The sequence below is a fragment of the Sphingobium sp. Leaf26 genome (assembly GCF_001421665.1).
GTDB lineage: Bacteria > Pseudomonadota > Alphaproteobacteria > Sphingomonadales > Sphingomonadaceae > Sphingobium.
In genome coordinates this window covers 36,654-47,934 of sequence record NZ_LMKV01000005.1, presented here as the reverse complement: position 1 = coordinate 47,934, position 11,281 = coordinate 36,654, and the positions used below count along the sequence as shown (strand labels likewise).

Genomic DNA, 11,281 nt, shown 5'->3' with positions numbered 1-11,281 from the left:
GGTCCGCACCCTATTAGGATGCAGCCCCCGCCCCGTGACATTGTTCCTTCGGTCGGAAGAAGAGGATGGCGCCCGCCGCGATCGCGTCCGACGTCGCCTTGTTGCCGTTATGCGCCTTCGGGACACATTCGCCCAGCAGCGTCACCCAGCTATTGAGGCCATAGCGGACCTGCCAGACCCAACTGCTGTTCTTGTCGACCAGCGTGGGGTTGGCCAGTGCGTCGACGGCATTGGCATAGTCGAGATTACTCTCGCCATAGCTGCCGCCGACCGAGAATTTGCCGAAGGTCGCGAGGCCCTAAAGGTAAAAGCCATGGCTGTCGCGCTTGTCGCCCAGGCCATCGGTGTCGAACAGGTTGAGCGCGGTCGTACCCAGGCCGGATGGCCGACCAAAGCGACCGGCCCGAATGTGACCTTGGCGCCGGCGTCCCAGCCGGTATAGTCCGGTCCGGCGATGACATCATGCTTCTGCGAAATGTCCGACGCCCACAGGCAGTTGGCCACGTCGCCAAACTTGCTATCATAGACCAACTTGGCCTGGAAACCTTGGCTGCTTGTTCGATTCTGCCGGGCCGGTGAGCGAGGACAGTGGCTTGAAAATGCCGACGCTGGCGGTGAAGCCACCAAAGCTGGGCGTCGTATAGGTTATCTGCGGCTGGAAGTCGGTGTATATATAGCCGGTGCCGATCCGGCCCAGCGTCGTGTTGGATGGCGCGACATTGCCCGCCGGCGTGCCCGACGACAGCAGGGTGATGTCGTTCAGGATCGATTCCGACTGGAACAGGCCGATGTCGCGGCCGATCTTGACATCACTGAAGCCGGCACGGCCGAATGTCAGGTAGGTTTGGCGGAAGTCGATGCCAGCGGTCTGGAGCGCGCGGGGATTGCAGCCGCTGTTGGCACCGCCACCGACATAGCTGACCGAGTTGATACCCGGATACATGCCGAAATGCGCCCTCACATCCCAGCCGTCCAGACTGGTCAAGGCTTCCACCTTCAGGAAACCGGGGAGCAGGCCGTCGCGGATGGCCGAGTTGTTGCTGCCCACCGTCGCTACTCCGCCCGTCACCATCGTGGTCGCGCTGGGCGTATCGCCATTGTCACGGACGTAGAAGCCGTTGACCGAGCCGGAGAATTTCAGCGTCACGTCGCCGCCGGAGCAGGGGCAGCGGTCGTCCGCGTGGCCCCGGCGCTTTGTCCCCTCGCCAGTTCCTGATATTCGTCGTCGGTCAGGATGCTCTTTTCATGCAGCCGCTTCAGCAGGTCCGCGGTGGTGCCGGCCATGGCCGGTGCTGCGGTGGCGGCGAGCCTCAGCGCTCCAGCCGCGCTCATCAGGTGCAACGTCCCCTTCATATCATCCTCCCTGTATTCCGCCGGCTTGCCTCCGGCTGGAGCAGAGTGTGCGGCGGAAAGGGGGAGCCGAGAAATTGGACTTAGGTTCTCATCCCTTCGGACAGGGTGCGGATCAGGTGGCGACTACGATGCCCCACGGCGCTGCGCCGACTGCGATCGTCCCGGCCACTTCCGCCCTGGCCAGGTCGATCACGGAGACATTGTCCGAAAGGCCATTGGCGGCAGAGGCATGGGCGCCGTCAGCGCCGATCGCGACATGCCAGACGCGCTCGCCCACAGATATGGGGCATTATATGGGCGGGGAAGCAATCATGGAGCGGGTGCTGATCATCGAAGATCACCCCCTCGTCCGCGACGGCTTGCGCAGCGTGATCGCGATCGGTTTCGACAATATCGGGATTTTCGAAGCCGTCAGCCTGGATGAGGCCGTTGCCACGCTGGAAAAACAGGATAATTTCGACCTGATCCTGCTCGACCTCAACATTCCCGACGTCCGCCGCCTTGATGGCCTGAAGTTGCTGTGCGATCGTTTTCCGATCCTGCCGGTCGTGATGGTGTCGGGCGCGTTCGACCGTTCGATCGTGCAGGAGGCGCTGGCCGCCGGCGCGGCGGGCTTCATCCCCAAGTCATTGAAACGCAGCGCGATCGTCGACGCCTTGCACCGGGTCGTTTCGGGCGAAATCTACCTGCCCGAAACCATGGGGGAGGGCGCTGCGCCCTCCGCCGAGGAGGATGACATCGCCCGGCGGATCGACAGCCTGACGCCGCAGCAGAAGACGGTGCTGGGCCATCTGGTCAATGGTCGCCTCAACAAGCAGATCGCGCACGACCTCAATGTGTCGATGACCACGATCAAGGCGCATGTCTCGGCCATCCTGCAAAAGCTGGGCGTATTGAGCCGGACGCAGGCGGTCATCAAGGCGAACCGGGTGCATTTCGGCGCCGACTGACCACGGTCGAAACTCTGTTCGATGCGCCGCCCGCCGGCGTATAGGCGTTTCAGGCCTTGGCTGCCAAGGCGCTCATCTCCTCCAGATCTAGATCGCGCTCCAGTTCCTGCAAGACATGCTCGTCGATGTCGCCGATCCGGTGCAGGCGCAGCAATTCGATCCGGCCGGCAGCGACAGCCTTCAGCACCAGATCGAAATGGGCGTGCAGGATATGGGCATGTTCCTCTTCCTGCCCGGCATAGTTGGCCGACAGGGTCGCATGGCGCTGATAGCGTTCCAGCAGGCGCGGATGCAGCAGCGCGCCGTCCGTCCCATGGGCATGGGTCTCTACCATGCGCAGTTGAGCCTGTGCCATGGCGGCTTCCGCTTCGCTCATGCTGAGGCGCGCGCGGTCGCTCGCCGGTTCCTCCAGTCGCAACAGTCGGATGACGGCGCCGAGCGTCGTTCCCTGGATCAATACGGTCCCGATGATGACGGCGAAGGCGGCGACCAGAATGAAATCGCGACCGGGAAAGCCCTCTGGAACGCTCAAAGCAACCGCCAGCGTCACCACGCCGCGCATGCCGGCCCAGCCGAGCACCACGGCGGATCGCGCGCCGATCGGCGTGTAGCGGCGTATACCGACGGCCCGCAACAGCCGGATGACGCCATCCGATCCGAAGACCCAGGCGAAGCGCGCCAGCGTCAGCGCCAGCAGGATCGCCAGAACCGGGACGGTCATCTGCGCCAGCACCAGTTCGAAGCCGCCGACCCGGTCGATCACCCCGCGCAGCGAGGAGCCGATCAGCAGGAAGACGAAGGCCTCCATCAGGAAGATCATCACCGCCCAGAAGGCCGTGCCGTTCATCCGCACCGTCGCGGAAAAGACGACATGCTGGTACCAGCCGCAGATGAGGCCGGTGGTCACGGTGGCGATCACCCCCGATACATGGACCGTTTCCGCCAGCAGGTAGGATGCCCAGGGCGCCAGCAGCGACGAGGCGATCATCAGATATTTGTCGTCCAGGCGCGGCGTCAGCCTGACCCAAGCAGCCCCGACCGCTGCCCCGATCGCCGCGCCACCGATCGCCAGCAGCAGGAAGCTCTCCACGGCCTCGACCAGGCTGAAGGCACCGGTGACGCCGGCCGCGATGGCGAAGCGGAAAAGGACGAGGCCGCTCGCATCGTTGAACAGGCTTTCGCCCTCCAGCAGGATGGAGAGTCGGCGGGGCAGGCGCACATGTTGCAGCACGGCGCGGGCCGAAACGGCATCGGGCGGCGAGACGATTGCACCTAGTGCGGCGCAGGCGGCCCAGGGCAGGCCGGGGACCAGCAGATGCGCGACCAGCGCAATGACGGCCGTAGTGAAGACCACTGCGCCCACCGCCAGCGCGATGATGCCCAGCATGTGGCGATGCAGGTGGCGCAGGGCGATGAACCATGCGCCGTCCATCAGCAGTGGTGGCAGGAAGATCACCAGCACCAGTTCGGGGTCGAGCGAAAGGACCGGCAGGCCCGGCACGAAGGCGAAGAGCGCCCCCCCTGTCAGCAGCGCGACGGCAGGCGGCAGGCCCATTTTATGCGCGGCATAATGGAGAAGGATGATCGCCAGCAGCATCGCGATCACCAGTTCGAACAATTGCATAGGATGCATGCGGCCCCCGCTTCCAGCTATATCCGACCCTAGTAGCGCGTGCGCGATGCAGGTCCAGCGGTGGAGCGGTGGGCAGGCGCTATTTCAGCATCGTGCGTAACAATGCGCGCAACTGCGCCGGCTTCACCGGTTTGTTGAGCAGCGGGATGCCATCGGCGCCGAGGCGGGCCTTCAACGCCTTGCCACGGTCGGCAGAGATCATCACGGCCGGCGCGGGGAGCATGAAATGCGCCTGGACCTGGTCGAGCGTCATGTCACCCGTCTCGCCATCGTTGAGATGATAGTCGATCAGGATGATGTCGGGCGTATCCCCCGGCGCGAACAGGCCGGTCGTCTCGGTGAAGCCGCCAGCCGTCTGCACCGCGCACCCAGCCGCCCAGCAGCGTCCGCATGCCGGTCTGGACGGCGCGTTCATTGTCGATCACCAGCACATTCAGGCCGCGCATGCTGCGATCGCGGCCGACGCTGGCGGGGTCGCTGTCCGGATCGGCCACCGGCTCACCCACAGGCAATTCGATCGCGAAGGTCGATCCGCGTCCCGGCGCGGAGTCCAGCATCACCCTGTGGCCCAGCATGTCGCTGGCCCGCTTGACGATGGCCAGACCGAGCCCCTTGCCGCTGGTACGGGTGTCGAACCGACGGAATTCTTCGAACACCAGCGCCTGCTTGTCGGCGGGAATGCCGCTGCCGGTGTCGGTCACGCTGACGCGGATCGTCCCGGCGCAGACGACGCGGACCGATCCCTGCTGGGTGTAGCGCAGGGCGTTGGACAGGAAATTCTGGAGGATGCGGCGCGCCAGCCTTATTTCGGATCGAACCCAGAGCGGCTCGCTCGCCATGTCCAGCGCCAGTCCTGCTGCCCGTGCTACAGGCGCAAATTCGACGCGCAACGTTCCCAGCAAAGTATCCAGCCGGAAGTCGCTGATCTCCAGCAGCGCTTCCAGCAGATCCTCGACCGAATCGAGTGCGGTCGATGTCTGGTTGACCAGCGCGCGGGTGGGCAGCGCCAGCCGCCGGTCGCCCAGCGCCGCGACGAAGAGCCGGGCGGCGTTCAGCGGTTGCAGCAGGTCGAGGCAGCCCCGACCGGCCATGCCCATATGGTCGCCGGCACCAGTCAAGCAGTGCGGCATGGCTCGCGCTTTCCTGCATCCAGTCATCGGGTAGGCCCAGCAAATGCTGCAACGCCTCGTTCCAGGCGGCGATGCGGCTCTGTGGGTCGAGCAGGCACACGCCTTCCGACAGATTATCCAGCGTCGATTGCAACACCAGATTGCGCTGCGCCAGTTCCAGCGCACGGTTGCGGGATCTTCCGCCTTCACCTCGGTAATGTCGGTATAGATGCCGACGATCCCGCCCTCGCTGTTGCGCAACTCGTTGATCTGGACCCAGCGGCCATCGGCCAGCGCCTGGACATGCCCGCCATCGGCGATGCTGTGCCGGGCCAGCCGCTCGAAACGGCAGCGGCCGTTCAAGGCAGTGCCGATCTGATCCTGCATGACGACGCGGGCGATATTGTAGCGCAGGGCGATTTCGGCGGAGAAACGCGATGTGATCGGCAGGCGATCCTGCGCGAAGATGCCCCAATAGTCGGTGTGGGCGATGAGGCCCACCGGCGCGATCGCATTATCGTTCTGCACGATGATGGAGCCAAGGCCATCGACGCTGCGGTCTTCGGTCAGCGCGCCCAGTTCCGTCGAGGCGTCGAAGCGGGTGCGGCTGGTATCCTAGCTAATGCCCAGTGCGAAAATAGTCTCGCCCGCGCCCAGCATGCGTTTGTCGATCATTTGCACCAGCGCGCCCATCGCCCGCGTGGCGGTGCGACTCCGGTTCAGCACGCCATAGCCTTCGCCGTCCAGCGAGTCGGCAATGGGGTCGCCATTGGCGTTGGTCAGGACGGCCTGTTCCTCGTCTCCATCATCCGCGCAACGGTTTCGAGGCAGACGAAACCGGCATCGTCGTCATTCTCGCGGCCTTCGATATCGGCGGCGTCGCCATTGACGGTGCGCAACGTCAGTTTCTGGGCATAGAGGGTGCCTTCGATCCGGGTGGTGTCGGACAGGGCGACCCATGGGTGGAGGCTGACCCGGCCATAGCGGCTGCGGCTGTTGTCGGGCCAGGTGAAGACGGCGCGGCGGTCGGCCGCCAGCAGTTCGACCGGGGACACGCCATTGCCGGTGAGGTCGGTGTCGGCGCCGACGACTTTCAGATGCAGACCGCCGGTCGCCGTGTCGAAGCCCAGATCGGCATAGCCATTATAGAGGGTGGAGGGCGAATGATCGCGCCAGCCATCGTCATGCTTATATTGGAAGGTGCCGAACGCGCTCCAGTCGCCCCATGTGGTGCCGCCGGCCACGTTGGCTTCCGTCATGCCGAAGCGGCCATAGGAGAGGCTGGCCTCCAGCCCCGGATCGCTTAGCCCCGTCTTCGTTTCCAGCATCAGTGCGCCGCCCAGCGCATTGAGGCCGTAAACGGCGCTCTTGTCGAGCAGGGCGACGCCGCGGATCGCGGCTTGCGGCAACAGGTCGAACTGGACCGTATCGCCGAAGGGCTGGTTGAAACGCGCGCCGTCCAGATAGACGGCGATGCCCTGCGACTGGCCCTGAAGCCACGATAGACGAGATTGGTTTGCCAGGGATTGTTCTGCGCATCCTGCAACGTGACGCCGGCGAAATTGCGGGTGAGGGCAGCGAGGATATCGGGGCTGCCGGTGCGGTTGATATCGGCGGCGGTCAGGGTGAGCGCATCGTCGATATCGACCGCGCCGCCGGGCGCTGTGACGATGATCGGCTGGCGCGTGCCATAGTCTCCATCGCCCCCCTCACCGGGGTCCTGCGCCCATGCCGCCCCGGCAGTGAGCGCAATCGCGCTGCCCGCAAGAAGCGTCGCCAAAATCCGCATGTCTATCCCCTACCCGTTCGCCTTTGGCGGGGAGGCCAGGGAGGCGGGGGGCGACGCTCCATTATACCTTGGGTCGAGAGTCTCCTATGCCGCCTGTGCTTTCAACAGCTTGTCGATCGTCAGCGGATAATCCCGCAAGCGAAGGCCGGTGGCGTTGTAGATCGCGTTGGCCACTGCCGCTCCCGCGCCGCATATGCCCAGTTCGCCCACGCCCTTTGCCTTCATGGGTGAGCTTTTGTCGTCCAGTTCGTCGACGAAGAGCACGTCCTGCTGCGGAATGTCGGCATGGACCGGCACCATATATTCGGCCATGTCGTGATTGACGAAGAAACCGAAGCGCGTGTCGACGTCCAGCGCCTCCATCAGTGCCGCGCCCACGCCCATCGTCATCGCGCCGATCACCTGGCTGCGCGCCGATTTGGGGTTGAGGATGCGCCCGGCGGCGAAGGCGCCGGCCATGCGGCGGACGCGCACTTCGGCGGTGTCGATATCGACCCCGACCTCGCAGAAATGCGCGCCGAAGGTCGCCTGCGCATAGCGTTTGTCGAGATCGCCATAGTCCATGCTGTCTTCGGCCCAGAGGCCGTCGCGGCCGGCCAGCGATGCCAGCGTCTGCGATTTGTTGTCCAGCTTGACCAGGCCGTCCTCGAACAGTGCCTGATCGGCAGGATAGCCAGCCTGTTCAGCCAGTTTCGCGCGGAGTGCCATGGCGGCGGCATAGACGCCCGCCGTGCTGCTGTTCGCACCCCATTGCCCGCCGGAGCCGGCCGATACCGGGAAGCGGCTGTCGCCCAGACGCACCGTCACCTGATCAAGCGGTACGCCCAGCATTTCCGCCGCGGTCTGCGCCACGATGGTATAGGTGCCAGTGCCTATATCGGTCATGTCGGTTTCGACGATGACGCGGCCCTTGGCATCCACGCCGATGCGCGCGCCGGATTTCTGCACCAGATTGTTGCGGAACGCCGCCGCCACGCCCATGCCGACCAGCCAGCGGCCGTCGCGCACCTGCCCCGGTTTCGGATTGCGCTTGGCCCAGCCGAAATGGTCCGCGCCGGCGCGCAGACATTCCACCAGCTTGCGGCTGGAAAAGGGGCGCTGGGGTCCGGCTTCGGGATCATATTGGACATCGTTGCGGATGCGTAACTCTACAGGATCGACGCCGCAGGCTTCGGCCAGTTCGTCCATCGCTACTTCCAGCGCGAGCAGGCCCACGGCCTCACCCGGCGCGCGCATGGCGTTGCCTTCGGGCAGGTTCAGCGTGACCAGCCGGTGCGCGGTCATGCGGTTCGGACCGCGATAGAGAAGCCGGGTCTGCATCGCCGCCGTCTCCGGCCCGCCGCCAGGCAGATCGCCCGACCAGACCTCATGGCCGATGGCGTCGATCACGCCATCCTTGTCCGCGCCGATGCGGATGCGCTGGATGGTCGCGGGACGGTGGGTGGTGTTGTTGGGAATCTGGTGCCGGGCGAGGGCGACCTTGACCGGGCGGCCGACCTGTTTCGCGCCGAGGGCCGCGAGCAGCGCGTCGGCGCGCAGGAACAGCTTCGAACCGAAACCGCCCCCGATATAGGGGGAGACGAGGCGGACATTATCCTTGGGAATGCCCAACGTCTTGGCGACTTCACCCACGCCCCAGGCGATCATCTGGTTGGAGGTCCACAGCGTCAGCTTGTCGCCATTCCAGGCGGCGGTGGTGGCGTGCGGCTCCATCATCGCATGGCTTTGGTCGGGGGTGGTGTAGCGCTGGTCGACCTTGACCGCAGCTTTCGCGAAGCCGGCCTCGAAATCGCCGGCTGCCGTGTCGGGATCACCGCCGTCCGGTTTGACGCCCTTCGCCTGATCGGCCGCTAGGTCGAATTTGCCGTCTGCCGCCGCATAGTCGATCCGCACCAGCTTCGCCGCGTCGCGCGCATTTTCGAACGTGTCGGCGATGACGAGGGCGACCGCCTGCTCATAATGGTCGATCTGTGGCCCGCCCAGCAAAGGCGCGGTGTTCATGCTACCCTTGCCCAGCTTGCCGGCATTGGCGTGGGTGACGATGCCCAGTACGCCTGGCGCAGCCTCTGCTGCGCGGAGGTCCATGGCGGCGATGCGCCCCTTGGCAATGGCCGATCCGACCATCCAGCCATAGGCGGCATTGGGCGCGGCATCGTGCCGTTCATAGGCATAGGGGGCGCTGCCTGTGACCTTGGCCGGGCCGTCGATGCGGTCATGGGGAATGCCGATGACCCGGCCACGGTCGATCGGGTTGGGGCCGGCTGGCGTATCGAACTTCATGCCCGTGTCTCCCGCTGGCGGTAGATGGACGTCAGCGTCCGTTCGACCAGCAGCGTCTTGAAGTCGTTATGATGGGTGGTGCGGGCGCCGGTCAGCGCGGCCTCTGCCACCGCCTTGGCGCCCTGTTTCGCGGCGGCGTCGGCCTCTGGCGTGCGCCAGGGCTTTGCGCCGATGCCGCCGAAGGCGAAGCGGGCGCTGCCGTCCTTGCCGAACACCGCCGCCACCGACACCAAAGCGAAGGCGTAGGAGGCGCGGTCGCGGACCTTGCGATAGACATGGGTGCCGCCGATGGGCTTGGGCAGGGTGACCGAGGTGATGATCTCGCCGGCCTTCAGCGCGGTTTCCCGATGCGGGGTGTCGCCGGGCAGCAAATGGAAGTCGGCGATCGGGATTGACCGGGCGACGCCGTCCGCGCCCATCGTGTCGACCTGCGCATCCAGCAGCCGCATGGCGACGGCCATGTCGCTGGGATGCTGGGCGATGCAGGCGTCGCTGACGCCCAATATGGCGAGGCTGCGGCTCATGCCCTGCATCGCGCCGCAGCCGCTGCCGGGCTGGCGCTTGTTGCACGGCATCCGCGTGTCGTAGAAATAGGGGCAGCGGGTGCGTTGCAACAGGTTGCCGCCGGTCGTCGCCTTGTTGCGCAACTGGCCCGATGCGCCGGCCAGCAGCGCGCGGCTGAGCACCGCATAGTCGCGACGGACGGCCTTGTCGGCGGCAAGGTCGGTATTGCGCACCAGCGCGCCGATGCGCAGCCCGCCATCGTCGGTCTTCTCGATCCGGTCGAGGCCCAGATGATTGACGTCGACCAGATGGGTCGGCGTTTCGATCTGAAGCTTCATCAGGTCGAGCAGGTTGGTGCCGCCCGCGATGAAGCGCGCGCCCTGGACCGAGGCCGCCGCCTTGGCCGCAGCCGCGACGCTGGTGGCGCGTTCGTAGGTGAAGGGCCTCATGCCTTTGCCTCCCCGGCGACGTCGCGCATCGCGGCGACGATGTTGGGATAGGCGGCGCAGCGGCAGATATTGCCGCTCATCCGCTCGCGCAGTTCGGCCTCGCTGATCGCGACCTCATCCAGATCGTCGGTCACATGGCTGGGAATGCCGGCCTTGATTTCCTCCAGAACCGAGACGGCCGAGCATATCTGGCCCGGCGTGCAATAGCCGCATTGATAGCCGTCATGGACAATGAAGGCCTTTTGCATCGGGTGCAGCTTGTCGGGCGTGCCAAGCCCCTCGATCGTGGTGACCGCCTCGCTATCGTGCATCACCGCCAGCGTCAGGCAGCTATTGATCCGCCGCCCTTCCACGATCACGGTGCAGGCGCCGCACTGGCCATGGTCGCAGCCCTTCTTGGTGCCGGTCAGGTGCAGATGTTCGCGCAGCGCATCGAGCAGGCTGGTGCGCGGATCGAGTTGCAGATGCACCTCGCGGCCGTTGACGGTCAGTTCGACGGGCATCATGGCATTGGCTCCGATGGTCCTGGGTGTCGTGGCATTGGCCGACAGCGTCGGGGCTGCGGCGGCGAGGACGGCGCTGCCCTGCAACAGGCCGCGGCGTGTCAGGTGATCGGACGACATGGTTGCACTTCCCTGCTGGTTTGGCCCGCTATTCTGGCCGGTAGGCTTGTGATCAGTACGAAGGGCGGCGTCAAATGATCCCGCCGCGACGCTGACGGTTGCAGATTAGCAGATGGACGCGCTGCGCCAAGCCGCGCTTTTGCGCGACGATTCGCTGGACGCTGGCCAAATGTCGCCCCTGCGGGCATTTTCCATGTTGCGCTAAACCGCAGAAAGGCTTGAGTTTTTACGACTGGAAACGAGGATTTCATTTTTCTGCCATTCTTCCCCTTGCCGATTGGGGAAAGCCTTGCTAGTTGGCCGCCACCCGCCGAGAGGGACACACTCTCCCGGCCGCCAAGAGCGGGCGTAGCTCAGGGGTAGAGCACAACCTTGCCAAGGTTGGGGTCGAGGGTTCGAATCCCTTCGCCCGCTCCAGATTTTCTGCCAGTTGGCCACACATGCTGAAAAGGCAACTTTTCGGCCGCCCGAGCGGGCGTAGCTCAGGGGTAGAGCACAACCTTGCCAAGGTTGGGGTCGAGGGTTCGAATCCCTTCGCCCGCTCCAGTTTTCAAAAATTGATAGACTATTGCCTCCGGGCGCCGGCTGATC

6 protein-coding genes, 2 tRNA genes and 4 pseudogenes are annotated in these 11,281 nt (G+C 65.1%); 3 read left to right on the top strand and 9 right to left on the bottom strand.

Features of this window, described 5'->3' with window-relative positions; translation table 11 throughout:
- Positions 1-13: 13 nt before the first annotated feature.
- Both ASE85_RS06830 and ASE85_RS22285 read right to left on the bottom strand, forming a co-directional pair.
- Positions 14-1,353 (bottom strand): annotated as a pseudogene (locus tag ASE85_RS06830) (porin).
- Between the two features lie 112 nt (positions 1,354-1,465).
- Positions 1,466-1,636: pseudogene (locus tag ASE85_RS22285) on the bottom strand (hypothetical protein); the annotation flags it as partial.
- Here ASE85_RS22285 and ASE85_RS06825 point away from each other — a divergent pair.
- Positions 1,635-2,303, top strand: coding sequence for a response regulator (locus ASE85_RS06825; protein ID WP_235523323.1), 669 nt, complete (start codon positions 1,635-1,637; stop codon positions 2,301-2,303). The pseudogene ASE85_RS22285 and the gene ASE85_RS06825 overlap by 2 nt on opposite strands.
- A 49-nt stretch (positions 2,304-2,352) precedes the next feature.
- Here the strand turns inward: ASE85_RS06825 and ASE85_RS06820 are convergent, their stop codons facing one another.
- From ASE85_RS06820 to paoA, 7 genes and pseudogenes are all read right to left on the bottom strand, one after another.
- On the bottom strand, positions 2,353-3,936 hold the full coding sequence (locus ASE85_RS06820) for a Na+/H+ antiporter (protein WP_056685672.1): 1,584 nt from the start codon (positions 3,934-3,936) through the stop codon (positions 2,353-2,355).
- Positions 3,937-4,015: 79 nt separating this feature from the next.
- Positions 4,016-4,189 (bottom strand): hypothetical protein, encoded by a 174-nt coding sequence (locus tag ASE85_RS24360; RefSeq protein WP_235523321.1) that lies wholly within the window; start codon positions 4,187-4,189, stop codon positions 4,016-4,018.
- Between the two features lie 247 nt (positions 4,190-4,436).
- Positions 4,437-5,387 (bottom strand): annotated as a pseudogene (locus tag ASE85_RS24285) (ATP-binding protein); the annotation flags it as partial.
- Positions 5,379-6,834: pseudogene (locus tag ASE85_RS24355) on the bottom strand (TonB-dependent receptor plug domain-containing protein); the annotation flags it as partial. The pseudogenes ASE85_RS24355 and ASE85_RS24285, both read right to left, overlap by 9 nt.
- Positions 6,835-6,918: 84 nt before the next feature.
- Positions 6,919-9,114, bottom strand: coding sequence for an aldehyde oxidoreductase molybdenum-binding subunit PaoC (gene paoC / locus ASE85_RS06805; protein WP_056685667.1), 2,196 nt, complete (start codon positions 9,112-9,114; stop codon positions 6,919-6,921).
- A complete protein-coding gene (locus tag ASE85_RS06800) occupies positions 9,111-10,067 on the bottom strand; it encodes an FAD binding domain-containing protein (RefSeq protein ID WP_056685664.1) in 957 nt (318 codons plus the stop codon). Before ASE85_RS06800 ends, paoC begins: the two co-directional genes overlap by 4 nt.
- Positions 10,064-10,690, bottom strand: a complete 627-nt coding sequence (paoA, locus tag ASE85_RS06795) for an aldehyde dehydrogenase iron-sulfur subunit PaoA (RefSeq protein WP_056685661.1) — start codon at positions 10,688-10,690, stop codon at positions 10,064-10,066. Before paoA ends, ASE85_RS06800 begins: the two co-directional genes overlap by 4 nt.
- Positions 10,691-11,032: 342 nt before the next feature.
- Between paoA and ASE85_RS06790 the strand changes: the two genes are divergently transcribed.
- A tRNA-Gly gene (locus ASE85_RS06790) sits at positions 11,033-11,107 on the top strand.
- 54 nt (positions 11,108-11,161) lie between these two features.
- A tRNA-Gly gene (locus ASE85_RS06785) sits at positions 11,162-11,236 on the top strand.
- Positions 11,237-11,281 lie beyond the last annotated feature (45 nt).

What these genes read in the sequence shown, in the direction of transcription:
- ASE85_RS06825 (WP_235523323.1), top strand. Translation starts at nt 1,635, where the DNA reads ATGGGGCATTATATGGGCGGGGAAGCAATCATGGAGCGGGTGCTGATC.
- ASE85_RS06800 (WP_056685664.1), bottom strand. Translation starts at nt 10,067, where the DNA reads ATGAGGCCCTTCACCTACGAACGCGCCACCAGCGTCGCGGCTGCGGCC.
- ASE85_RS24360 (WP_235523321.1), bottom strand. Translation starts at nt 4,189, where the DNA reads ATGACGCTCGACCAGGTCCAGGCGCATTTCATGCTCCCCGCGCCGGCC.
- ASE85_RS06820 (WP_056685672.1), bottom strand. Translation starts at nt 3,936, where the DNA reads ATGCATCCTATGCAATTGTTCGAACTGGTGATCGCGATGCTGCTGGCG.
- paoC (WP_056685667.1), bottom strand. Translation starts at nt 9,114, where the DNA reads ATGAAGTTCGATACGCCAGCCGGCCCCAACCCGATCGACCGTGGCCGG.
- paoA (WP_056685661.1), bottom strand. Translation starts at nt 10,690, where the DNA reads ATGTCGTCCGATCACCTGACACGCCGCGGCCTGTTGCAGGGCAGCGCC.